Below are 22,922 nucleotides of genomic sequence, written 5' to 3'. Positions count from 1 at the left end.
CTTACCGCTGGGTGCCGTTTCACGGGACCCCACTAACCTGTGAGTATCTCGAAAGTTTGATGTACATAACATCAGCGGCACCGCAAAGTAAGCGCTACATCAGCTTGGTCTTTTCCAAGGTCTCCACCCAGCCGTTGGTAAACTTCTCCAACGGTTTGTGGAAGACCACGCCCAACACGAGCATCGGTACGGCAAAGAGCAAGAGGGCGAACAGGGATAGCCAGAAATCACCGTGGTAGGTACCCGCGATGGCCGCGCGGAGTGCACGGATGGTGTAGGTCGCTGGCAACCAGGGGCTGATGTTCTGGAACCACTCCGGAAGCACCTGCAATGGGTAAGCACCGCCCGACGAGGACACCTGAATCACCAACATGAGCACTGCTAAGGCTTTACCGGCGTTGGCGAAGGAGACCACGAAGGTGTAGCAAATCAGCATAAAGATAAGTGAGCTAACCCAGCCCGCCAACAGCATGAGAATCGGGTGCGCAGGCTCGATACCTACGAAGAAGATGAGGCCCAAAATGAGCATCGTCGACTGCATGAGGCCGACTGCCGCGAAAATACCGAAGCGCCCGAAGAAGCGCTGCATCGGCGAATACTTGTCCTTATCCACAACATCCGTACGCACGCTCACTGCGGTCAGCAGCGCACCCACCCACAGCGCCAGGGCGGTGTACATGGGCGTCATGCCGGCGCCGAAGCTCTTGACCGGGTAGACCGCTTGCCTGTCGACGTCCACTGGGGCCGCAATCGCACGCGCCAAGGCGTCCGGATCTGAACCAATAAGGTCCGCGAGTTTCTTCAGATCCCCGGATTCCGCAGCGGAATCGATGTCCTTCTTTAGATCACCAAACTTGTTCGCCTTGTCCTGCAAGCCAGAGGCGAGCTTCTGTACCGCATCCCGAGCATCCGTCAAGGAAGAGGAATCAATGGTGACGGGAGTCTTCGCGGTATCCAGATCCTCGCTGACCTGGCCCAGGGAATCCTGCAGCGCGCGCAAGGATTCACGCAGGCCAGAGGTGGAGATCCCCTCCACTGCCTTCTTGGCATCATCGAGGCTGGAGAGATCCGGCTTCGTCGGTTCGGGAGCGTTGGCGGCGGCCGTAAGACGCGCGTGCAGGGCACGCTCGGCGTCGATAGCGTCCTCGATCCTGCTTAACGCTTTCTCCTTATCCCCTACGGGAATCGGGAGGACCTCAATGTGGCCGTGCAGGTTCTGGTACTGGGTAATCGTGCCTTCTACCTGGCCGGCTAAGGTATTGAGCGTGGCGACACGGTCGGCGCGGGAGGCGGAGGCGTCGTCGTAAAGCGCATCAATGCGTTGGCGTACCACGTCATAACTGGCGCTGGTGGCATCGAGGGATTGCTGCAGGGCGTCGGTGGAAACATTGAGTGAGGAAGACTGGATCTCCGGCAGCTCCAGGTCTGCCGAGTCCGCAATGCGCTGGGCGCTTTCCATGAGCGGAACCGCGGTATCCACCAGGCCCGCGAGGGAACGCGCGGTACGCGCGGCCATGTCCAGCTGGGTCTGCACACCATCCGCGCGCGCCTGCATCCGGTCCAACACAGCCTTGGTATCGCCCTGGCTCAAGAAGTCGGAGAGTGAGGTGACCAGATCGAAGGAGACGTCACCGACCGTCGTGGTGAAGGCCTCGGCCACCTGAGCCGACACGCCTTCTGCACCCTGACCAGTGATCTTCGGCGCCAGCGCATTCTTCTTCTCATTCGTATAGAAGGACAAGTCGGCGGGCTTGGATCCATCCGTGTAGAAGTTCATCATGTCGGTACTGAAATCTTCCGGCAGCACGATGGCTGCGTAATACTCACCGGACTTGGTACCTTCAATCGCCTCATCGGAAGTCGTCACAACCCAATCCAGCTGCTCGTTTGCACGTAGCTCATTGAGCACCTGGTCGCCGACGTTGATGGGCACCGGCAACAGATCGCTTTTATAGCCGGTGTCCTTGCTAGCCACCGCCACCTTGAGCTGGCTGGTGTTATCGAAGGGATCCCAGCTGGCCAGAACGTTAAACCAGGTGAACAGCATCGGGATGACGACGAGACCCACGAGCATCACCGCGCTCATCACGTTGCGGCATGCGGTGCGGATATCGTTGAGGAAAAGATCGAGTGTTCCACGCATTAGTTATCCCCCTCCGTGGAGTCGGCCCCGATGCGAGCCGGATGTTTGATGTCATCCTCATCCAACGTCACCAGCTCTGCGGACTGCTTCAGACTGATGCGTAGGTAGTCCAGGGTGACCGCGGCGATAATGATGAGGAAGCACCATGCCGTCCAAATAGCCAGAAGCAGCGGCTTCTGGTCGGGCAAGAGACCCGAGACGACGATGAGGATCACCACTCCGATAACACCGGCGATGGCCACCAGCTTGAGCCAGTAGCCCCAGTCATGCGCGCGGCGGTCCAAATCTTTCTTCAGACCACTGCGGCTATCCAACGCCTGGATGACGTCCGCGATGCGGTAGCCGGAGCCGACAACCTGCACATTTTCATAGTCAAAGAGCTCGGTATCCCGCAGCTCGCGGTTAAAGATGACGTTGAAGTGCGCCAAAGCCTTACGCAGCAACAGGCCGAAGACGAAGAACAGAATGAACATGAAGGCGAGCACGCCCATGTTCTTGAAATAGTGGTTGCCGTAGAACCCACCGATGGTTTCACGCATGGCATCGATGCCGTACGTGAATGGCAGTAGTGGGTAGATGGTGTGGAAGAAGTTGGGCAACAGCTCAATCGGGTACAGGCCCGAAGCACCCGGAATCTGGATAATGACAAAGACCACGCAGAGGCCGCGGCCGAGGTGCCCCAGCGACGTCGACAACCCATAGATAATGCTCAAGTAGGCCAGCCCCACGAGCACGCCCGTCAGGATGAAGGCAGGCGCGTTCACGGTCTGCACGCCGATGAGCAGGTCACCGACGGTCACCGTGATGGCCTGGATGATGACCATCAAGGCCATGAGGAGGAAGCGGCCTAGGTAGGCCTGGCCCACCGTGACGCGGTGGAATCCTTCCTTATCCACCTCGACCCGGAAGATAACCATGAGGACAAAGGCGCCGATCCACAGAGAGAGGTTAGTAAACAGCGCCGCCATGGCGGAGCCGTAGCTGTCCACCGGGTACACGGTTTCGGTCTTCAGCTCGATGGGCTCCGCAAAGAATTTACCGATTTCTTCCGCGTCCAGCCCGGTGACATTTTGAACAACTTTGGAGTTCATCGCAGCCCGCAGCGAACCCACATCGCCCTGCATAGCGCGCAGGCTGTCCTGCAGGGCCAGGAGGTTGGTATCGAAATCGGACAAGGTGTCCTTCGTGGCGCGCAGCTGCTGGGCCACGCCGTCCAGGAGACCATTGGCCTCCTGCATGGTTCCCTTCTGAGCTTCCAGGGTGGAGCTCAAAGCACTCGCCATGGAGCTCAGATTGCTCATGGCACGGTTGATTTCCGGCACGGCGGTGGTCACGGTATCGCGCAGCGTCTGCGACGTGGCCTTGGTATCGGCCGCTGCCTGGTTGATGGCCTCCGCGCTAGCCTGCACGTTGTCCGCTGCGGCCTGGGTATCCTTGCTCAGCGCAGTCAGGTTCCCCACCAGCTGACGGTTGGATTCATTGCCCTCATCGAGGCGCTGGATGGCGTCATCAATTTCCTTGGCCACCTGCGGTGAGAGCGTTGCGGAATCGCGCAGGGCTTTAAGCTGCGCAATCGATTCCGCACTCGCGTCAATAGCAGTGTTCGCCCGCTGCGTGGCGTAATCGAAACGGTCACCGGCCTGGTTCAGGCCAGCTGTGACATCCGCGATGGATTCCTGCGCCTTGGCGGTACCGTCCGCCACCGCACTTGCACCACTGACGAAGGCACCGGTGGTCTGGTCGGTGAAGTCACCGATGCCCCCTTGGGCCTGCTCGACTAGGGAGGAGACCTCGGCGAGGGCGGTTTGGGCGTCGCCCAGCGCAGCACTCACATCAGCCACCGTGGACTTGGCGCCCAACGTGGAATCAGCGGCGGCGTCAAGCTTTCCCTGGATGCGCGCGAGGTTCTCACGGTTGCCGTCAATCTCCTGCGCGGTCTCCCCGAAGGCCGAACTAGTGTTGTTCATCGCGCGCGTGACTTTTCGCTCGAAGTCGGTACCGGTGTCCTTGATGTTCTCCGCCGCGACGGTGGCCACCTGCTCCTTGAAGGCCGCAGTGATCTGCTTGTCTAGACCTTTGGCACCGGTATCCGTGATCTTCACGGCGATGGCGTTGTTCTTCTCGTTAACACGGTAGACCAGCTGCGGCTGCGTGAACTTCCCGTCGAGCATGCTCACGAGGTTCTCGCTAAAGTCCTCCGGAATCGTCACCGAGGCATACACGTCTCCCTCTAAAAGGGCTTTCTCGGCTTCGTCGCGCTCAAGGAATTGCCAGCCTATCTGGTCATTCTTTTTGAGTTTCTCAATGACCTCGCTGCCGACATCTATCTTCCCCGTCAGCTCATTGTTAGCACCCTTATCCTCGTTGACCACGGCCACCTTGATATTGTTGGTATGGCCATAAGGGTCACGAAAAGCCGCGATGTTCACCCATGAATACAACGCGGGGGTGATGACGAGCCCGATGAGAATGATCCACGCCCTGGGGACGCGGCCAAGCCTGGCTACATCTCTGATAAAAATCTTCCAACTTTGACGCACTGAAGGCAGTGTACCCGTTGCACCTCCCTGTCTCTAACCAGCCAAAATACATAAAGTAATTTAAATAATTAACAAATAAACTTTAACATGGTTTGCCGGATCAAACCCCTGGCTTTAACATATGGCGATGAAAACTAGACTTCAAGTAGTTGAACTTTTGGTATGGAGATGCCTATGCGTAAGACCTTAATCAGCCTCACCGGCCCCGCCTTCGTTGCTGCAGTGGCTTACGTCGACCCCGGCAACGTAGCCGCCAACATCAGCGCCGGCTCCCACTACGGCTACCTCCTGGTGTGGGTACTCGTCGTGGCCAACCTCATGGCCATGTTCATCCAGTACCACTCCGCCAAACTGGGCCTAGTCACCCACCGCTCCCTGCCGGAAATCATGGGCGAGCGTCTCTCCCGCCGCGCGCGCCTAGGCATGTGGGCCCAGGCCGAGCTCATCGCCGCGGCCACCGACCTCGCCGAAGTCATCGGCGGCGCCATTGCCCTGCAACTCCTCTTCAACCTCCCCCTGTTCGCGGGCGCGCTCATCATCGGCGCGGTCTCCATCATTCTCCTCATCTTCCAGAAGAAGAACCAGTGGTTCGAGGGGCTTGTCATCGGCCTGCTCCTGGTCATCTGCATCGGCTTCCTTGCCGGCCTCGCCATCGCCCCGCCCGACCCCGCCGACGTGGTCGGCGGCCTCATCCCCCGCCTAGAGGGCAAGGACAGCATCCTGCTGGCCGCCTCCATGTTGGGCGCCACCGTCATGCCGCACGCCATTTACCTACACTCCTCCCTGACCAAGCAGCGCTACCCCGACCTGGAAATCCCCCACGTGCTGGCCGGCACCCGCGCGGACATCGCCGTGGCGCTGTCCATCGCCGGGCTCGTCAACGTGGGCCTGCTGGTCCTGGCGGGCTCGGCCCTCTACGGCGTGGACGGCACAGAGACCATCTCCGGGGCCCACACGGCGATTGCCAGCCACCTCGGCCCGCTGGCCGGCGTTCTCTTCGCCATCGGCCTGCTGGCCAGCGGCCTCGCCTCGACGTCAGTGGGCGCCTACGCCGGCTCCGAAATCATGGACGGCCTGCTTCACATCAAGGTCCCCCTACTAGTCCGCCGCCTGGTCACGCTCATCCCGGCGCTGGTCATCATCGGCTGCGGGGTCGACCCCACTATGGCACTGGTGGTCAGCCAGGCACTTCTTTCCCTGGGCATCCCCTTCGCCATCATCCCGCTTTTCCGCTATGCCGGCTCCCGGGACGTCATGGGTGAGTTCGCCGCGAAACCCTGGTCTATGGCCGTGGGCTGGACGCTTGCCGCGCTGGTCATCGCACTCAATCTCGCCCTCGTGCTCCTGCCGCTGCTCTAGGCCGCCTACAATCAGCAGCCATGATTGAAGTAGCAGCCGTCGTCATCCGCAACCCACAAGGCCACGTGCTTACCGTGCGCAAGAAGTCCTCCACCAAGTACCAACTGCCCGGCGGCAAGCCTGAGGCGGGCGAGGCGCTTGTCGACGCCGCCCTGCGCGAAGTCGCCGAAGAAGTAGGCCTCACTCTCGACGCCGAGAGCCTCAACGAACTCGGCACCTTCGACGCCCCCGCCGCGAACGAACCGGGCGAGGTCGTCGTCGGCACCATCTTCACCTGCACCCGCACCGTCACCACCGACGAGCCCCACGCCGCCGCCGAAATCGGCGACACCGCCTGGGTCAACCCAGCTGCACCCGACCGCGAACTTGCGCACCTGTTGCGTGACCGCGTCTTCCCCGCGCTGGCTGGGTAGGTACGTTTTCGTAAATTGCATCTCGAAGCCACAGGCCGCATCGCCTGTTTCTACGCATCTGTAGCAGCGCACCTCCGCGCCCATTTTCTCGGCTCATCAACATAAGACAGAGGCAGGTCCGCTGAAATACCCACCCCTACTCAGGCATTTACTTCTTCCCGCTGGGAAGAAACACAAGGACAATGACCAAAACTGCTAGAGCAATCGTGACAGCATACGGCCATTGAACATAAACGGAAAGCGTCATCAGAATAACGCCAATAGTGGCCAAGATTTTTTTCCACATAAATTATTCTCCCTAACCGGTAGATTCTCTTTGACTGCTCTCCAGACAGTTCAGCAACGTCCATATGGCGAAATTCCAAGCACGCTACCCTAAAACCTTCGCCATTTAGTGCAACGATAGTTTTCAAAAACCAACCCGCTGAGGAAGTGCTTTAACTGGAGCGAGAACTGATACTGCCGCAATCAGCACTACCAGAGGCGCACATTTCTTGGGGCAATACATGCCCTTATCCCTTTCGCGAGAAGATGGCCGAGAACTCGGACACCCCCTAGAGTTACATGTGGTAGACAAATTTGGAAGCAAAAAATGGAAACCGTAGACGAACGTATACACTTCCCCAAAAATCCTTGCGAGAGCCCGCAAGAGGGCGTATCTTGCCGCAATTCGCCCTGCTGACATTTAGCCTCCTTTAGGCTTCGGCCTACCTGCTGCTTCTGTCATTGTCGGCACCATCTTCACCTGCACACGCACCGTCACCACCGACGAGCCCCACGCCGCCGCCGAAATCGGCGACACCGCCTGGGTCAACCCAGCTGCACCCGACCGCGAACTTGCGCATCTGTTGCGCGACCGCGTCTTCCCCGCGCTGGCCTAGCGCCAACTGTCAACACTTCGGCGTCATTGACCCCGAAGCCATCAAGAGCTACCCTTTTGAACATGTTCACTGAACACGTTCACCCATCGCGTTCGGCCGCCAAAGCTGGCACCGACAGCAAGGTCCTGGCCACCGCCTACGATCTCTTCCTCACCCAGGGCTACGCCACCACCAGCATCCGGACCATCGCATCCGAGGCTGGCGTCAGCGTGGGAACCGTCATGGGAGTCGGCGACAAACAAACGCTGCTCATCCGCACCATTGGCCAACACATTTCAGAGCTCCACGACGAGATTCGGGGGCAATCCGATAGCCTCCTCGATGTCCTCAAGCCATTCCTCCAGATGTTCACCGGCCACGAAGAACTCTCCCGTGCGTTCGGCGCGGCACTCATCCAACAAGGAAATCAAGGCGAAGCACTCACCGCGCTCAAAACACTCCTGACCGATGAAATCACCCTGCGCCTTGGCTCCAGACTCAACAGTGACGATGCAGCCGAGTACTCCAACCTGCTATACAACGTCTACCTCGGCTTTCTCATCGGGTGGGCCGCGGGCCTCTACGACACCGAACAACTCACCTCCCAAGCCGCCTCATCCATCGAACGCCTCAACACCGCATTCGGAGTAACCCAATGATCCTAGAATCCTCCCCCGCTTGGCCCTCCCTGCTACTGGCTGCCATCCTGCTTGGCGACGCCGCCCTCTCCCTCAAACCAGTCCCCTTTATCGAAGCCTGCCTCAGCGGCGTCAAACTCCCCAAGGACTGGTGGTGGGCGCTCATTGTCATCAAGTATCTCGCCGCCGCAGGACTCATTGCCGGCCTCTGGTTCCCCGGCGTAGGAATTGCAACCATGGTTGGCGTCATCGCATACTTCTGCGCAGCCGCAGCAGCCCATGTCCGCGCCCACTTCCTCGGTAGCGCATTCTGGATCAACTGCTTAGGCATGCTCGCACTCTCCATCGGAGTACTGATCCTGACGCTCGCACTGAATTAAGACACCAGTCAACCTTTCACGGCTTCCTGAAGGCAGATGCATCATTGCACCCCTTGATTGATGACTTGATGCTTTCTACTCTAAACGTATGCGCACCAGGATAGACCTCCCCTCCTTCGATTGCGGCGGACCAGCTCTAGTTGATCTCAGCGACAAGGAAGCCGTGTGGGCGGCGCTCGATGATCATTCCTGATGTCAACATTCTCGTTCATGCCTTCCACTCCGCAGCACCACAACATGAACCCGCTCAACAGTGGCTAAGTAGTGCTCTGAATCGGCATGAAACAATTGAGCTCCTGGATGTTGTGGCAACAGGCACCTAAAACTCTGCCATCAGGCTCAATGGTAACTTGGCAAATCCCCTGTAAAGTTTGACGCTTATTTCCACTATCCATATCTGAAAAGGCAGACAACGCAGCACGAAAACTTGGTTCCTCAGAATACTCTCTAATTTTCTCTGGGACTGCAGTAAACGAACGCCAGTCTCCAAGTTCGTTCGTCAACTTCATCACCTCATCAGCCGATAGCTTTCGCTTAAGACCTTCGGAAGGATCTCTGTCGAGCCTCTGTTTATATTGACTAGCTTTTGTTATTTCCACCCATCTCCAGATATTTCAAAATCACGGTCTTATATTCCGGCAAGAGATTTTGCAAACCCGAAATCTCATCCTTTCCAAATAAACCTAGCTTTTCATGCTCGATGCTTTCACTAATATCAATCCCTTCATTCAATGACACGGTGACCCCATATGCGATAATCGCAACCGGATTTTCCACTTTCGGATCTCTTAGAAGAAACGCATCTACTAGGGTATCGGGGAGAGTCTCTAAATTTGCCTCTTCTTTCAACTCGCGCTGAGCTGTCTCGCGAAGCGATAAGTCTCCCCTGTCCGGCCAGCCTCCGAGTAGCTCCCAATCCCCCCTAGGATTAAGCCCCAATAGCACCTTACCGCCGAGGACTGGAATAACCTTCACACTAGCGTGAACAAAAAACCATCCAGTTTGAGAGTCGATCATTTTTCTCCTTAGATCACGTTATTGAATGCTTTTGGGGACAAAAAATCTGTAGCTGAGCAAATTCCCGTTACCAATATTACCGAAAGCACGAATGGGTATCCTGCAGAAGAAGCTTGCGCTAAAGCGGCCCTTCCGGTTTTAGAGTGCCTCGCAGCCACAGGACGCAAGTGCTGAACTAGGTGACCAATAATTCTTCGGAACCACCCTGCCCCCATTTCGCCATCAAGCACATTCGCCCGATAATTACTTCTTTTTCATCCCCCACCTCACTACACCGTTCGTTGCTTCGGGAAGTGGCTGCGGGGAATAGCACTCATGAATTTTGGAAAGAGCAAAATATTCGGAGAAAGGGATCTGTTCACAGTGAACTTTACCTTTTGAATCCCACGCGAAAGCGTTCAAGCCATACCAAGCCTTGAATTGTCGCTGCAAGCAATCGAAACCGTTAATTCCAAAGAAACTACACAGCTCGGCAATAGTAAATTCAGCTACAACGCTGTCTTCATGCAGCCTAATTCGAACAAAGCTCTCATCGGGATCGATGTTCGCGTTACTTTCCACATCCCAAATTGGCTCTTTTAGTAACTCCATGACGCTCCCAGCCAGCACAGATTAAGGTCAGCGCCTTCATTCTAAGTTCCCTGCTCACGGGCTGTCGGCATACGAAGGAACTGAAAACGTAAAATCCCGAGCCACCGGTGAAACGATGACTCGGGTTCTGTAGTTTGCGGAGACGAGAGGGACTGAACCTTTACGCCACCTCCATGCAGGTCAGGGCACCTTTTAGAAAATTCATGTTGCAGACTGTTGCGTAATTGTTGCGTAACGGACAGTAGCAACCAACAAGAAAGAGGCACCCATCATGCCCATTGACCTAACCGTCATCCCGCAAGCCAGTACCATCACACCATCCAGCTACCTCACCACAGATGAAGCTGCACACGTCATCCGCGATTGGCAAGCGTACGGCAACACCACCCCGGGGGCCACTCATGGCACTTGGACTATTGGTGTCATCCACTTCATCGACGGTGAAGCACGAGTTACCAGCATTCTGGCTATCCCGCGTAGCGTGAAGCGCGCACCAACCACCCCGGCGCGCTGGGCCACCAACACACAGCCCATACACGTCTGTGGCTCTAGTGCGCTGCCTCACGAGGTGGCGCTATGAGCCTCCAGCAATTGAACGAGACCATGCGGGAACTGAAGGCTAACCTTGAGATGCTGGAGACCATCAACCAGCAGTGCCAGAACTGCACCCCATCCGAATACCAGCGGCTAGAGCAACAGGCCCTGCGAATCATGCGGGCCAACACGCGCCTAACACGCACCATAAGGAATCTCACCAACGAGTTAACAGGAGCACCGCAATGAACACACGCCTGCTTTCAGCAGTGCCCTACTAGGCATTTTCCGCATCTGACGTGCCGTTCTGCGTAGCCATTTAACGAGTTGTGGGGTACCTCCACCCCTTGCCGGTTAGTTCATCGCCTTAAACGGCGATATTGAACAGGGAAAATAGAGCCTGCTTGCACCCTTTGTTGAAACACCCTAGGCGGGGACTGTCAGTAGGTTCTATCCGCTGGTAATTGCCGCCTGTTTGGGTGGGCCTCCACAGGCAGGCGGAGACAGTGACTTTATGCCAAAAAAGGCAGAAAGTATCGGTACGCCCCGGCCATGAAAGCTAGGACAGGGTGAGGTAGGTAGCGCGTGCGCGTGAGAGAGATTAGGGGGTGTCCTATGTGTCCTATGCAGGTCAGGGACTATTTTTGGGTGTCCTATGGGGTGTCCTGTAGGTGTCCTATGTGTCCTATATGGGGTGCGGATAGGACAGACAGGACAGGGATAGGACAGGGGTAGGACACCCTAGAAACATGCTTCTACCTGCACAGGACAGATAGGACAGGCATTTTAGGCTTCACGGTGGCGCATATCGTCCAGCACGAGGTGAAAGTTAGGGCCACGTTCAATAAGTTGCCCACCTGTGTCAGTGCGAGAGAAACGCACGGCCTCCATCCCTGCCAGGGCAGTACCGGCCTGTCTCATTAGTGGTCTATCCCTACTGGCAAGTGTCTGGAGGAAATGCGTCCAGTTAACAGGTGGGGCACCATCGTCTACCCCGTCAATGTGGTTCAGGGCGCGTAGTTGGAACTTCTCTAGCTTGTGTTGCTTTCGGGCCTGCTGTTCCTCTTGTGCAAGTTCCTTGCGCTCTAGGAGGTCAGCAGCGCGCTGTACCTCTAGGTCTTTGGAATAGCTAGCGGCAAACACCTGCACCCTATCGGAATAGTCCATAAGCACCCCGGCGCGCCTCCAGTCATCCATGCTCACGCTGTCACTAGACCGCAATAACGCTAGCCCGGCGGCTACCTTGCACTGCGTCTGTGTGCGGTGGCCTGTGTTGTTGCTTGAGACACCATAGGCAGATAGCAAATGTTGCTGCTGCCATACCTTGCGCTTAATCTCGTCTGGAAACGATACGGGCGTTCCGGCAAGCACTTCTTTGGGAACCATGACGGCCATTAGGCGGGTAGTTCCTTCCGGGCGCTCATACAGTTTGCCGGGGTCTAGTAGTTCTGCCCACACGAAACGGTGCCTAAATCCGTCATCCTCACCATCCAGCAGCAGGTGCGCTTTATCGGGCTGTGTGAAGTGTCCCAGGTTTTGTTCCGTTTGAGTAGATGGGAAAATCTGGAACATGCCAAGAAAATTTGACCAGGATGCAAAGGACCGTGTGGTCCGTCTCGTGGAGGACCGCATCTTGGCGGAAAGCATGTCGATGCATCCCGCGTGCTAGGCAGTAGCTTCAAAGTTGGGGGTTTCATGGCACACGGCTCGTCTATGGACTTAAGCCTGCTCGTCGTGCGGGAAACATCCCAGAACCTGTTCCTGAAGATTTGGCTACCGAAAATGCCAGGCTACGCCGCGAAAATCAAGAGCTTCGAGATACCAACGAGTTGCTGAAGGCTGCGTCAGCTTTTTCGCCTCACGACCAGGCCCCAAACGTTAAGAAATGATCCGGTTCATCGATAAATACCGGAATCATTTCTCTGTCGAGTTCATCTGCACCGGAGTTGAAGATTAACCGGGCTGGTGGGTTTATCACCTCGCGTGGTTATCGCCAGTCCAAAGCCCGTGGGCTTAAATGCTCGTCGCCTTCGTGACGCTGTGCTGATTGAACGCATTGGTGCCATTCATCGGGATAATTACGGTGTCTACGGCGTGCGGACAATGTGGCATGCGCTTGACCGTGACGGAATCGACATCGGTCGTGAGCAAACCGCCCGGCTGATGCGCCTAGCTGGTGTTTCTGGCACAGGCACAGGCGGATCACCAATCACAACCCGTACACCTCAACAGGCCGGATCTGCGCCCGGATTTGGTCGAGCGTGAGTTCAAAGCCCAAGGCCTTAAACAAGCTGTGGGTGGCCGACATTACCTACGTGCGTACGAAGAAGGGTTTTGTGTACACCGCGTTTGTCACTGACGTTTACTCCCGGCGGATCGTCGGATGGGCATTATCGGACTCGATGCGCACCGAGGTATTACCGCTGCAAGCACTCAACCAAGCGATTGTGAGCGCGAAGGAAACAACAGGCCTTATTCACCATTCGGATCACGGCTTATAGTACGTCAGCGTTGTCTACAACCAGCGTCTCGCCCAGCACGGGATTGCCGCTTCCACTGGGACCGTCGGTGACTGAAATGACAATGCTCTAGCTGAAAACGTTAACGGCTCTTACAAGAATGAGCTCATCCATACTCGCAGGTGGAATGATGTTGTCGAGGTAGAAATCGCGACGTTCGAGTGGGTGTCATGGTGGAACGAGGTAAGGCTCCACCAAAGCCTGGGATATCGAACCCCAGCCGAGGTGGAAACCGAATTGTGGAAGAAGAACCCGCAACAGGGAATAATAGAAATCAAGGAACATGCCTAGGAACAAAACTCGGGGCACTTCAAGCCCCTTATATGGCTCTGGATGTGGTGATTGCTGCAGAACCGTCATCAGTAAGGGTGACTTTTCCATCTACGCGGTAGACTTCACGCAACATTTTTGCGGTTAACACGTCCTTAGCTGCTCCGTGTGCGTATACAGTGCCCGCGTGGAGTACCGCAATGCGGTGAGCGAAGCGCGCTGCTTGTGAAAGATCGTGCATCGAAACCACGACCGCCGCGGGTGCTTCAGCTGCATAGGCGCGAATATGCTCCATGAGGATGAGCTGATTTCTTAGGTCAAGAGCGCTGGTTGGCTCGTCCAGTAGTAATGCCTGCGGCCGGCATACGATGGCCTGGGCGAAGCTTACTAATTGACGCTGGCCGCCGGAGAGCTGGGACATTGTTCGGGATTCTAGGTCTTCTAGCCCCAGCCGCGTGAGGACCGAGCTGACTCGGTCCTGTGTGGATGTGGCTACCCGTAGTCCGCTGAATCCCGTCCGGGAATGCTGGAGTGCCAGAAGTACCGATTCGAATACGGTAAGGGTGCTTTCCGGCGGGGGATCCTGTGGCAAATATACTGCCTCGGGCCCAGTGACGTCGCCGCTGAATCGGCATAGGTTAGCCATGCAGCGCAGCAAAGTCGACTTACCAGCGCCATTAGGGCCGACGAGGGCGGTGACGGTTCCAGCTTCGATCTTTGGGAGACATACGTCATTCAGTATCTGTTCGTCTCCATGGGAAAAGCACAGGTTATCTACCCGGAGTGTGGGTTCTGGCGGAACCGTGGGCGGTTGTTCCACGAGGGGGTCCTTTCTGGGGCAGGAAGTACTGGGAGAGGCGATCATTAGGTTGAGGAGACAGTTCGGGGGCGGCGTCGCAAAACAATGAGGACGACGAACACGGGAACGCCCACAATCGCGGTGATGATGCCGACAGGCAGAATCGCCCCAGGCTGGATCAGCTTGGATACCACTGAGGCTGAGGTCAGCAAAAGCGCACCTGAGATGATGGACGTGGTGAGGAAGAAGCGTTGGTCCTCACCAACGAGCATCCTGGCGATATGTGGGCCGACGAGTCCGATGAAACCAATTGTCCCGGCCATCGAAACGGCAGTTGCCGCCATAAGGGAGACTCCCACCAGCGTGTACGTGCGCAGCTTTGGGATATTGATACCCATGGACCTAGCGCGGTCGTCGCCCATTCGAAACGCGGTCAGCGTCCACGCATTGCGGTAGAAGTAAGCAATTCCGATTAGTGAGATGACCGCGAGAAGGCCGATCTGAGGCCACGTAGCGCGCGTAAGGCTGCCCAAGGTCCAGAAAACCACCTGCTCTAATTGGGTCTGCGAGGCGAGGTACTGCATTAGCGCTAGTAGAGCATCGAAGAGGAACACGATGGCTATGCCCAGCAGAATCATTCCCTCGGTACCAGAGCTCTTTGACCGAGAGAATAGGACGATCACCGCACAGGCCGCGAGGGCGAAGACCCAAGCACTGCCCGCCATTCCCAGCGCTGCCCCGATTCCCGCCGCGGTGAATCCTGAGACGGTGGCAAAGGCTGCGCCAAAGCTCGCAGCGGCGGAAATGCCCAGCGTATAGGGCTCTGCCAAGGGGTTATCCAAGATGGTTTGCATCTCTGCGCCGGCAGCAGCGAGGGTGCCACCGATGAGCACCGCTGTGACGGTCATAGGCAGACGTATATCAAAGATGATCTGCCAGTCAATTGGGCGGGAATCGCTGGGGTGAAAGAGCACGTAGAGCGCCTCATTTGCGTTCAAACTGCTGCCGATGAGGAAATCTATGGCAATGGTGACGCATAGCAGGGCCGTAAGCCCTGCGATGATCGCTACCTTTCGCCTGCTAGCTGTTCGGTACCAGTTTGACCGGGGGCGTTGCCGTTGCGGGGTAGAGTTTTGGTCGTCCACCTCGCTTCCGGTGGCAATTGATTGCGCTCGTGCTCCGTGGCTCATGGCAAACCAGTCCAGAAGGTGCCGCTAGCCTCCACAGGGAGGAATTTTTCATGTAGTTCTTCCAAATCGGCCTGCGGGTCGACATCGGAAAACAGGTCGGGGTGCATGGCTTTGGCAAACCACTCGATGGCTAGGTAGTTGTATGGGGAGTCGTAGAAGTGATGCCACGCAGCGTAGGCCCGCTTGTTCTTGACCGTCCGCATTTCCTTAAGGACAGGTTGCCCGTCAACAACGCGTTGGAAGTCTTTGGCTGCCTGTTCGGTGGACTCGTCGTAGCCCAGGGGTACAAAGCCATTCTTCTTTGGCTGCTGCTTGGCGCCGGTCCAGTCTGCGCCGGTGGCGATGATGACGTCTGGGTCTTTTTCAGCTAGCGCCTCGGGAGAGACTTGCCCCTGCTTGGCGTCGATCATATCGTCGCCCACGTTTTCGCCACCCGCTGCGTTAACAATTTGGGCTAGGTTGGACTTAGCGAAGGTAGAGCAGCAGTCGAAGTAGCCGGGAGCTCGCCAGAGGAAGGTCGGTGTGGGGGTGGCCTTGGCTTTTTCTAGGCGCTCCTGAACCATGTTCACCTTGGACTCATAGAACTCGGCATACTCTTCCGCTTCCTTCTCGTGGCCGAGTACCTTGCCGAGCAAGCGCACGCTCGGTGCGGTGTTCTTCACCGGGTCGGTAAAGTAATCGACGGTAACCGTGGGGATTCCGGCCTTTTCTAGACCGTCTACGATGCCAGCATCCTGGGCGGCTTCGAAGCTGCTTGCGGAGACAATGAAGACATCTGGACGGGAATTCAAAGCTTGCTCAACGGACATCGAGCCGTCGTAAACTTCACCAGTTTGCTCAATATCTTCGATCTCTGAGAATTTCTGTTCGTACTTCTTGTACGTGCCAGGGTCGTTCTGCTCCAGGTCATCTGGCCAGGCAACGATGCCCTGGAGCGGGTTTTCTTTGTTGAGGATGGATGTCGTGTAAAGCATCCGTTGCCCGCCCATGAGGACCCGATCGACGTTCTTCGGGACCTCGACTTCGCGCCCGAGAATGTCGGTGATCTGTTGCTTTTCTCCGTCATCTGCGGTCTGTTGTTCATCGTTAGTGCTGCAGGCAGCGGTCATAAGGAGGGCAGTGGCGGTGACGGCTGAGGCGACTACGCGGGCCATTCGGTGGTGAGGGGCGCGTGGGGTTTTAAAACCGCGAGCCCTAGTTGTCGTGAGGGACAAGGCAATCCTTTCTTCCAAGTGGATCTATTAGGTTAGCCATACCTTTGTTTATCTACAATGGGTGATGAAACTTTTACCCCCAACATTCCCGTTAAGTCAGTTCATTCAGTCGGCGGGAATATGTGCGTAGCAGCAGTACCGCCGTGGTTGCGAAACCCATGATGAGTCCTAACCAGACGCCATATCCTTCCCATCCGAGGAGCTTTCCAAATATCAGAATCCCGGGGACGCCAACCAGCCAGTACCCGACGAGGGTGCAGCGTAGCCCTGAGGTGGTGTCTTTCAGGCCTCTCAGTAGGCCCACTGCCACGTTTTGGATTCCTTTGGCGAACTGTTGCAGTACCGCGAGACATAGGAGCAGGACGGCAATGTGAAAGGTGGTGGGATCTGCCTCTTTTAAGAAAGGATGCAGTACCCACCTGCCCAACAGAAGCCACAGCGCGCCCATTATTCCCAGATACGTGACCACGACGAACAATATGCGTCGGGTAATCTCGCGCACTGAGTCGGCACTCTCGGCCCGAGCCCTTGTGATCAGCACCGAGCCGCCGTGAGAAAAGCCGATGCACACTTGGTAAACGATGTACGCCAGTTGGTTCACAATATTGTGCGCCGCTAGCATCTGTGGGCTAAAGGTCCCCATCACTAAACCGGCGATGGTTGTTATTGCAGCCTCCGAGCCATAGGTCAGACTGACTGGTACCCCGAGGCGGACGAGGCGGCAGATAGTCTCCCCATCTCCTTTACACGGAAGGATGTGGAAATAGGGCTGTAGCTCGGGAATGCGCAGTACCACAATCCGGAAGGCCAGGAAGGTAAGCAGTTGGATGACAGTTGTAGAAAGCCCGATGCCCGCTACCTTCCAGTGATCCGAGGCTGCCCATGTCATAAATAACCAGTTCAATGCGATATTTATAAATATCGATATCAGCGTGATGGTTAACAGGGAGCCGGGTTTTCGCATGCCCACGGCGAATTGGCGCAGGACGTTGAGCCACATCATCGGGACTAACCCGGGTGCGAGCGCAAGGGTCATGGCGAAGGTGAGTTGGGCAACGTGCTTGTCGATGGGCAGAACAAGGACCAATCCGCCTAGGGCGATGACCAGTAACGCGCCGAGAATTGCAGTGCCAGTGGCCACCGCGAAGGAGGAGCGCACAGCCCGCCGGATCTGTTCTGCTCCCGCCTCGCAATTTTGACAAGAGGTTTTCTCTTTTTCCATTTTTGCTGCTGCTTCAGCCACAAGATTTGCCCCGGCCGTCACCATGCCCACGCACATCGTGCGGATCTGGTTGTAAAGCTGCATCGCTAGGCCGCCGCCGGCTATCGCCAGTACGCCCACGGACTGCAGCATCAATACGTCCGTGGTGGTCAATGCAACTCCGGCGAGTTGTACTCCAGCGATGGGAAGGGAAATTCCCAGAACTTCGCGATATTTCCGGATGGATTTCAACCTCGCAGCCACCTTCAACTTCGGACTAACATTCGTCTCGGCCCTCGCTTCTCATCTTCTAAACCTCGCCCATTTTGGCGGCTGGTCTCCAATGTGCTGCGGTTTCTAGCGGTAGATACGCAGCACATCCGATTCATTTGCGGCCTCCAGGCCGTTGAAGCGAATGGCGCTGCGATACATCTGCACCAAAGTTGCAATCGGACGCTGCCGTCTGCACCATGGAAATTAGTGGTTCGCCCCTGCGGATTCAGCTGGTGCTGGCCGATGCCCCAGCGGTACCACCGTTGGTTGAGACCGAATCCCGTTCAGGGCTGGTGTTTGCAGCGGCAGAGACTCCCTTCGGAAAGTATAAAGATTATACCTAGTTTAGGTAAGGCTACCATAATTGAAGATTTCCACTTCAAACACTTCAGGTGGAAGGAGTGTGAAGATGGATAGGAGAGACTGAAGTGCGGCTACCCACAGGCCCGCTGTGTAGGTGCCTTCCTGTATGACAGTTATCTGGCCTTTGTTGGTCACCCCCAACGAGTTACCGCTGTAGATATTTAGCAGCGTGCTACGCAAGGTCGATCCCTTCCGGGTAAGCAACGTGTGCAATTTACCTACCTCTGATTCTTCAATCAGCACCGGGTGGGCAATGCTTGCACCTTCCGGCGGCTGGAGAGCATCAGTTATCCCCTCCCCGCTCCCGGGGTGAACTGGCCACGGCTTCAGGAGTGTTTGGTCATCGAACACCTGCACGCTGTTGCGCACGAGACGCATAAGGCGGTCTTTACCCGCGCCGGGCTTGCCGAGCAGCACGATAAACAGGTTCATGCTGCCTCTACCCATACCGGCATCGAAACCAACGTTTCCCGGCATGGAAGACAGCACGTATTGCACTACAGCCAACAGGAAGGCCACCGGCGGGGCACCGTTAGCGCGGGCGTGCTCACGTACTTTCTGCACGGCTTCACCTGCCCCGTCAAACAGGTCATGCTCCAGGTGCTCCCATCCGTCATAGTCCAGGGCACCGCTCATAGTCTTTGGTCTATCCACGGCGACTACCTCCCCATGCTTCATCGGGTGCGTCTGTACGTGGGCCTAAAGGGTCACGGTGCCCGCTAGGCAGTGGCGGCATTCTTAAACCAGCATCACAGCGGCGGGTAGCGGCCTGCACAGCTTCTAGGGCGTGCTGCTTCTCGTTGAGTTCATCAACTAGGCGGTAATCAACAGTTCCCATTAGGCCACCTCCACCCCGGCGCGCCGGGCTACGTCAACGAGGCCACCTAGGCGGCTCAAGCAGCGGGCTATCTCTTGTGTGCTTGCCGTGGCTGTGGCTAGGCAATCCTCCCCCACCACCACAAGGGCACGCCTTAAGCGGGCCTGCTTCATGCCTAGGGCCAGGTGTTCTACATCCGGCCATGCGGGCGGTAAGTAGGCTCCAGTAGAGACAGCTATAAGGGCGCGGGCTACTGTGTCCTGCTGGAGAGCACCGGCCTGCTGGAGGTGTTGCTGTACGCGCTCAGCAGCTACCGGGGCATCACTACAGCCTGCCTCCACGAGGGCGTGAGCACAGGCCACCACAGCAGCGAACACAGTGTGATTATGCGGGGCGTGGAAGTCATGCGGAACGAGGGTGTTGGCTAGAGTCAGAACGCGGTTAGCGGGTGCGCCAATCAGGCCACGGATTAAGCCCTGTTCACCTAGTTCAGGGGTGGCTGTGCTGGTATCGTCAATGGCGATAACATCGCCTGTTTCGTTATCCTGCACCTGCCCTTGCCCCGGGTGGGTGCTCTTTTTTGGGGTGGTCACTCTAGTCATCGCCCCCGCTCCACTTGTTGGTGGGGGTAAACAATGCGTCTACGTCTTCCTGCTTAAGACGGATAGCGCGCCCGGCCCTATACGCCACGAGACGGCCCTCCGCAATGTAGCGGCGGATAGTTCGGGGGGATAGTTGCGTGAACTCGGATACTTGCACAATGGTGCGCATCTGATTGCTAGGCATGGCTTTAAGTTGTCACGTGCGGAACCGTTGTGCCAGAGGTTCATGCAGGGCAAGGGGTATATGCCGCATGACACACATCAACACTAAGGTAAGTCTAAACGCCCGCTACCTGCGTAAATTCCACCTAGCACCCCTTATCCCCCTCCATCGCCCCTTATGCCGAATGAGCACGCTAGAACGTAGTTAAGTGACATAATCTAGAACTGGAATAGGGCTAAAATCTAGTGGGACATATCACACTAGATGGGGTTAATCGAAAGTAGTAACTCTACGAAAGTGAAGCGTTAACCTTCTCCATCAACGAGGTTGTGCGCCCGGCACGAACCTTCATGTAAACATCCAAAATTGTGGCCACATCGTCCTGCCCCAACAGCGTGCCAATCTCTTTCAAGTGCGCGCCCTGCTCAGCCAAACGAGTAATCAACCAATTGCGCCCACAGTGCGGATCAATATCGTCACACACCCCGGCCTTCTCTTTCGCACGGGCAAGAGCACTGCGATAACTCGTGTCCATCATCAACTGCCCCGTATTAGTGGTGGTGAACAGGCGGGCGCGCCGGGTACCAGCAGCAGTACGCAACACAGTGGACTCAGCAGGCACATACAGGGCCAGGTGCTCCAGGAAGTAGGGCACATCCGCGCCCATAATCGGAACCTCACGGTAACCCGCTTTAGTCTTAGGCGGCTGCACCTCCATGTGGTTGCCTCCACCATCCGTAATGCGCTGTGCGTTCTGCTTGACCTGCACACTCACACGCGGCATCCACGGGGCAGGCAAGTACTCTACGTGAACATCCTCAGCCTCCAGGGCCAGGGCCTCACCAATCCTCAGCCCGTGATGAAGCACGAGGGATGTTAGGGCCTTATAGCGGGCGGGCATGTGCTTCAGAATCGCCTTAAGCTCCCAATCCTCCGGCAAGTACTTTTCTTTCGTGGCCACCTTCTTGCCAGCGTCTGGAACATCGACCGGGTTAACGGTGAGTATCTCACGGCGCACGGCTTCAGCGCACGCGGCCTTAAGGCGCTTATAGGCCTGCTGGTTAATCGTGCGGGCCTTTGGATAGCAGCGCTGCACCCCATCCCACCAGCGGTACACGTCCGCTTTAGTCAGCTCCACCAGACGCACATTCTTCAGGTGGCACACGTCCGCATCGTCCGCGCCGGTGCCATACGGCTCAGTAATCCGCACGCGGGTAACGCGCCTGTAGTTCTGCATGGTGGACTTGCGGGGCGGCTCAGGGCGCTGCTCCAGCAACTCGTGAAACCTGTCCATCCACTCCCCTACAGTCTCCGCGTCTACTTCCTGCTTTGCGCGGCGCTGCTTTGGTGGTGTCCACTCTTCTAGGTCAATCAACTTACGTTCTGTTGCCAACCAGCCACGGGCATCTGTGCGCGTCTCGAATGAGCGACCGGGGGTGTGCCTAGCCCCATCCGGGCCTGTGTACTGTGCGGTGAACCTCCGGCCCTTCTTGCGGACAGTTCCCCAATCGCTACGAGTGCGGCGTGTGCGTGCCATGTCTTATGTCCCTTTTTCGTGGGGCCAGGTCTTGCGCAACTGTTGCGTAACTGTTGCGTAGTGAGTGCTATTAGTGGCAACTCATGGCCACCTGTGGCAACATAGTATCACGCCAATGACCAGCACAGATACAACAAAACCCCCGGTGAACACTCACCAGGGGAAATGCAGTTTGCGGAGACGAGAGGATTTGAACCTCCGGACCTACGCAAGTAAGTCAACTCCTTAGCAGGGAGCCCCATTCGGCCGCTCTGGCACGTCTCCAGCGATTCGCAATGAATCGTCCATCACTCTACCTGAGCGCTTCCCCTAGGGACAAAATGGGGCTTCCCTATTCTTTCCCTGAAGCGCCGCATGCAGCTTGAGAGCCACGTAGAGAGCCGCGCAGCGCCAGCCATCATCCAGCACGCCGGGCCCAAGAATCTCGCGGACGCGGTCTAGGCGGTAGTGCAGCGTGGCGCGGTGAATGTAGAGTGCAGCGGCGGTCACAGAGACGTTGCGGGAATGCTCAAAGTAGGTCAGCAGGGTGTGCCAATAGGAATTGCGGGGGTCGTCGAGAAGCACGGCAGCATCCGGGCTCATCTCCACCACCGTCGCTGGGGTCAGCTCCCACCCGCGCAGCAGACGCCACGCGCCCGCCTCTTCCCAGCGCAGCGAATCCTGGCCACAGAGTTTGGCCACGTCCGCCATGAGTCGCGCCTGCGGGGCCGTCGGCGCCGAGCCGCGCGCCACCACCTCAGCGCCGGCGACAAGCGCGGCACTCTGCAACTCCTCCATGAGGGCCTCGGTGTCCTTGTCATCGCGGCGGCACTCAACGAGCACGAGGGAATCGTGTGAATCCGCGACCAGAAAAGGCCGGCGCACCAACGGGCGGGCAAGTTCCACGGCCACCGCGCGCTGATCGCCTTCCACCAGCACGCGATGCACGGTCAGCTCACCATCGGAGGGCAAGAGATCGCGCTCCCGCGCACCGGCCAGCGCAGCCGGATCACCTGTGAGCACCTCGCGGGCCAGCTCACCGAGCTGTTGGGCGCGGGCAGCGAGGGGTGCATCGCGTGCGTCGATAAGCCTGGCCAGGGGCGCAAGCAATGAATCCAGGCGGGCCAAGGGGGCGTCGCCCAGCACAGGCTCATCAATAATCCACAGATAACCCACCAGCCTGTCCTCGTGACGCAAGGGAATGACTACACGGGGCAGCATGTCATAGCGCGGGTTAGCGGGCAGGCGTACCGGCAGCACAGCCTCTTGGATTCCGAAGCTCAGCATCCACGGGATGGGCTCCGGGGGCGGGGTGCGATTAAGAATAGAGGCCGCCCGGTTCTTATCGATGGCACCGATTTGCGCACTAGCCGCAATCACCGCGATGGCGGGGGTAGTCACCTCAACGGAGCGCTGCAGGATCTGAGCGCATTCGTCGACGATATCCTGGATGCTCGTCAGCTGCGGGGGTGTCACTTTTGACATATGTCAAAGATACTTCCGAATATTGTCTAGTGACA

At 57.2% G+C, this 22,922-nt stretch carries 19 protein-coding genes, 1 tRNA gene and 1 pseudogene; 6 read left to right on the top strand and 15 right to left on the bottom strand.

What is annotated here, in order from left to right:
• Positions 1 to 94: 94 nt before the first annotated feature.
• Together HMPREF2760_RS00625 and HMPREF2760_RS00620 are read right to left on the bottom strand one after the other, a co-directional pair.
• The gene (locus HMPREF2760_RS00625) at positions 95 to 2,143 is read right to left on the bottom strand and encodes a YhgE/Pip domain-containing protein (RefSeq protein ID WP_070562066.1); all 2,049 of its coding nucleotides are present in this window, start codon (positions 2,141 to 2,143) and stop codon (positions 95 to 97) included.
• On the bottom strand, positions 2,143 to 4,683 hold the full coding sequence (locus HMPREF2760_RS00620) for a YhgE/Pip domain-containing protein (protein WP_070562068.1): 2,541 nt from the start codon (positions 4,681 to 4,683) through the stop codon (positions 2,143 to 2,145). The genes HMPREF2760_RS00625 and HMPREF2760_RS00620 overlap by 1 nt, the downstream gene beginning before the upstream one ends.
• A 174-nt stretch (positions 4,684 to 4,857) precedes the next feature.
• Here HMPREF2760_RS00620 and HMPREF2760_RS00615 point away from each other — a divergent pair, with 174 nt between their 5' ends.
• The 4 genes from HMPREF2760_RS00615 (at position 4,858) to HMPREF2760_RS00600 (ending at position 8,333) form a co-directional block, all read left to right on the top strand.
• Complete coding sequence (locus tag HMPREF2760_RS00615) at positions 4,858 to 6,042, top strand: Nramp family divalent metal transporter (protein WP_070596334.1); 1,185 nt, start codon at positions 4,858 to 4,860, stop codon at positions 6,040 to 6,042.
• Positions 6,043 to 6,062: 20 nt separating this feature from the next.
• Positions 6,063 to 6,455: an NUDIX hydrolase gene (locus HMPREF2760_RS00610; protein WP_070562072.1), complete on the top strand. Its 393-nt coding sequence runs from the start codon at positions 6,063 to 6,065 to the stop codon at positions 6,453 to 6,455.
• A 943-nt stretch (positions 6,456 to 7,398) separates the two neighbouring features.
• Positions 7,399 to 7,974 carry a TetR/AcrR family transcriptional regulator gene (locus HMPREF2760_RS00605; protein WP_010188362.1) on the top strand — a complete coding sequence of 192 codons (576 nt, stop codon included), beginning with the start codon at positions 7,399 to 7,401 and terminating at the stop codon, positions 7,972 to 7,974.
• The gene (locus HMPREF2760_RS00600) at positions 7,971 to 8,333 is read left to right on the top strand and encodes a DoxX family protein (protein ID WP_010188361.1); all 363 of its coding nucleotides are present in this window, start codon (positions 7,971 to 7,973) and stop codon (positions 8,331 to 8,333) included. Before HMPREF2760_RS00605 ends, HMPREF2760_RS00600 begins: the two co-directional genes overlap by 4 nt.
• Before the next feature lie 579 nt (positions 8,334 to 8,912).
• Here HMPREF2760_RS00600 and HMPREF2760_RS00595 read toward each other — a convergent pair.
• Together HMPREF2760_RS00595 and HMPREF2760_RS00590 are read right to left on the bottom strand one after the other, a co-directional pair.
• On the bottom strand, positions 8,913 to 9,350 hold the full coding sequence (locus HMPREF2760_RS00595) for an NUDIX domain-containing protein (protein WP_010188359.1): 438 nt from the start codon (positions 9,348 to 9,350) through the stop codon (positions 8,913 to 8,915).
• Positions 9,351 to 9,593: 243 nt separating this feature from the next.
• On the bottom strand, positions 9,594 to 9,941 hold the full coding sequence (locus tag HMPREF2760_RS00590; protein ID WP_143335909.1) for a hypothetical protein: 348 nt from the start codon (positions 9,939 to 9,941) through the stop codon (positions 9,594 to 9,596).
• Between the two features lie 271 nt (positions 9,942 to 10,212).
• On the opposite strand from HMPREF2760_RS00590, the gene HMPREF2760_RS00585 reads away from it, so the two are divergent.
• Positions 10,213 to 10,521, top strand: a complete 309-nt coding sequence (locus HMPREF2760_RS00585) for a hypothetical protein (RefSeq protein WP_070596332.1) — start codon at positions 10,213 to 10,215, stop codon at positions 10,519 to 10,521.
• Positions 10,522 to 11,261: 740 nt separating this feature from the next.
• On the opposite strand, the gene HMPREF2760_RS00575 is transcribed toward HMPREF2760_RS00585, so the two are convergent.
• On the bottom strand, positions 11,262 to 12,047 hold the full coding sequence (locus tag HMPREF2760_RS00575) for a hypothetical protein (RefSeq protein ID WP_148138829.1): 786 nt from the start codon (positions 12,045 to 12,047) through the stop codon (positions 11,262 to 11,264).
• Here HMPREF2760_RS00575 and HMPREF2760_RS12680 point away from each other — a divergent pair.
• A pseudogene (locus HMPREF2760_RS12680) lies at positions 12,046 to 13,285 on the top strand (IS3 family transposase). The gene HMPREF2760_RS00575 and the pseudogene HMPREF2760_RS12680 overlap by 2 nt on opposite strands.
• Positions 13,286 to 13,313: 28 nt before the next feature.
• Here the strand turns inward: HMPREF2760_RS12680 and HMPREF2760_RS00565 are convergent.
• The 10 genes from HMPREF2760_RS00565 to HMPREF2760_RS00520 all read right to left on the bottom strand — a co-directional run bounded on the left by HMPREF2760_RS00565 (position 13,314) and on the right by HMPREF2760_RS00520 (position 22,887).
• The gene (locus HMPREF2760_RS00565; RefSeq protein WP_049156256.1) at positions 13,314 to 14,129 is read right to left on the bottom strand and encodes an ABC transporter ATP-binding protein; all 816 of its coding nucleotides are present in this window, start codon (positions 14,127 to 14,129) and stop codon (positions 13,314 to 13,316) included.
• A complete protein-coding gene (locus tag HMPREF2760_RS00560; protein ID WP_049156286.1) occupies positions 14,129 to 15,208 on the bottom strand; it encodes a FecCD family ABC transporter permease in 1,080 nt (359 codons plus the stop codon). The genes HMPREF2760_RS00565 and HMPREF2760_RS00560 overlap by 1 nt, the downstream gene beginning before the upstream one ends.
• Positions 15,209 to 15,249: 41 nt before the next feature.
• Complete coding sequence (locus HMPREF2760_RS00555) at positions 15,250 to 16,407, bottom strand: ABC transporter substrate-binding protein (protein ID WP_070497388.1); 1,158 nt, start codon at positions 16,405 to 16,407, stop codon at positions 15,250 to 15,252.
• A 151-nt stretch (positions 16,408 to 16,558) separates the two neighbouring features.
• The gene (locus HMPREF2760_RS00550) at positions 16,559 to 17,920 is read right to left on the bottom strand and encodes an MATE family efflux transporter (RefSeq protein ID WP_231732355.1); all 1,362 of its coding nucleotides are present in this window, start codon (positions 17,918 to 17,920) and stop codon (positions 16,559 to 16,561) included.
• 366 nt (positions 17,921 to 18,286) lie between these two features.
• Complete coding sequence (locus HMPREF2760_RS00545) at positions 18,287 to 18,940, bottom strand: hypothetical protein (protein ID WP_070596326.1); 654 nt, start codon at positions 18,938 to 18,940, stop codon at positions 18,287 to 18,289.
• A gap of 201 nt (positions 18,941 to 19,141) precedes the next feature.
• Positions 19,142 to 19,714: a hypothetical protein gene (locus HMPREF2760_RS00540; RefSeq protein ID WP_148138828.1), complete on the bottom strand. Its 573-nt coding sequence runs from the start codon at positions 19,712 to 19,714 to the stop codon at positions 19,142 to 19,144.
• 1 nt (position 19,715) lies between these two features.
• Positions 19,716 to 19,907 carry a helix-turn-helix domain-containing protein gene (locus HMPREF2760_RS00535; protein WP_070596322.1) on the bottom strand — a complete coding sequence of 64 codons (192 nt, stop codon included), beginning with the start codon at positions 19,905 to 19,907 and terminating at the stop codon, positions 19,716 to 19,718.
• A gap of 268 nt (positions 19,908 to 20,175) precedes the next feature.
• The gene (locus HMPREF2760_RS00530; RefSeq protein WP_070596320.1) at positions 20,176 to 21,423 is read right to left on the bottom strand and encodes a tyrosine-type recombinase/integrase; all 1,248 of its coding nucleotides are present in this window, start codon (positions 21,421 to 21,423) and stop codon (positions 20,176 to 20,178) included.
• A gap of 175 nt (positions 21,424 to 21,598) precedes the next feature.
• Positions 21,599 to 21,687, bottom strand: a tRNA-Ser gene (locus HMPREF2760_RS00525).
• Between the two features lie 45 nt (positions 21,688 to 21,732).
• Positions 21,733 to 22,887, bottom strand: a complete 1,155-nt coding sequence (locus tag HMPREF2760_RS00520; RefSeq protein ID WP_070596318.1) for a PucR family transcriptional regulator — start codon at positions 22,885 to 22,887, stop codon at positions 21,733 to 21,735.
• Between the last annotated feature and the right edge of the window lie 35 nt (positions 22,888 to 22,922).

The organism is Corynebacterium sp. HMSC065D07, assembly GCF_001810695.1.
In the GTDB taxonomy this organism is placed as follows: domain Bacteria; phylum Actinomycetota; class Actinomycetes; order Mycobacteriales; family Mycobacteriaceae; genus Corynebacterium; species Corynebacterium hesseae.
The sequence above is the reverse complement of the archived record's forward strand: the minus strand, read 5'-3'. Positions and strand labels throughout refer to the sequence as shown.

Bases quoted from the DNA above. Each gene is read 5' to 3' on its own strand.
- HMPREF2760_RS00565 (WP_049156256.1), bottom strand. From the start codon at position 14,129: ATGATCGCCTCTCCCAGTACTTCCTGCCCCAGAAAGGACCCCCTCGTG.
- HMPREF2760_RS00600 (WP_010188361.1), top strand. From the start codon at position 7,971: ATGATCCTAGAATCCTCCCCCGCTTGGCCCTCCCTGCTACTGGCTGCC.
- HMPREF2760_RS00545 (WP_070596326.1), bottom strand. From the start codon at position 18,940: ATGAGCGGTGCCCTGGACTATGACGGATGGGAGCACCTGGAGCATGAC.
- HMPREF2760_RS00625 (WP_070562066.1), bottom strand. From the start codon at position 2,143: ATGCGTGGAACACTCGATCTTTTCCTCAACGATATCCGCACCGCATGC.
- HMPREF2760_RS00610 (WP_070562072.1), top strand. From the start codon at position 6,063: ATGATTGAAGTAGCAGCCGTCGTCATCCGCAACCCACAAGGCCACGTG.
- HMPREF2760_RS00585 (WP_070596332.1), top strand. From the start codon at position 10,213: ATGCCCATTGACCTAACCGTCATCCCGCAAGCCAGTACCATCACACCA.
- HMPREF2760_RS00535 (WP_070596322.1), bottom strand. From the start codon at position 19,907: ATGCCTAGCAATCAGATGCGCACCATTGTGCAAGTATCCGAGTTCACG.
- HMPREF2760_RS00615 (WP_070596334.1), top strand. From the start codon at position 4,858: ATGCGTAAGACCTTAATCAGCCTCACCGGCCCCGCCTTCGTTGCTGCA.
- HMPREF2760_RS00595 (WP_010188359.1), bottom strand. From the start codon at position 9,350: ATGATCGACTCTCAAACTGGATGGTTTTTTGTTCACGCTAGTGTGAAG.
- HMPREF2760_RS00530 (WP_070596320.1), bottom strand. From the start codon at position 21,423: ATGGCACGCACACGCCGCACTCGTAGCGATTGGGGAACTGTCCGCAAG.
- HMPREF2760_RS00520 (WP_070596318.1), bottom strand. From the start codon at position 22,887: ATGTCAAAAGTGACACCCCCGCAGCTGACGAGCATCCAGGATATCGTC.
- HMPREF2760_RS00555 (WP_070497388.1), bottom strand. From the start codon at position 16,407: ATGGCCCGCGTAGTCGCCTCAGCCGTCACCGCCACTGCCCTCCTTATG.
- HMPREF2760_RS00590 (WP_143335909.1), bottom strand. From the start codon at position 9,941: ATGGAGTTACTAAAAGAGCCAATTTGGGATGTGGAAAGTAACGCGAAC.
- HMPREF2760_RS00575 (WP_148138829.1), bottom strand. From the start codon at position 12,047: ATGTTCCAGATTTTCCCATCTACTCAAACGGAACAAAACCTGGGACAC.
- HMPREF2760_RS00605 (WP_010188362.1), top strand. From the start codon at position 7,399: ATGTTCACTGAACACGTTCACCCATCGCGTTCGGCCGCCAAAGCTGGC.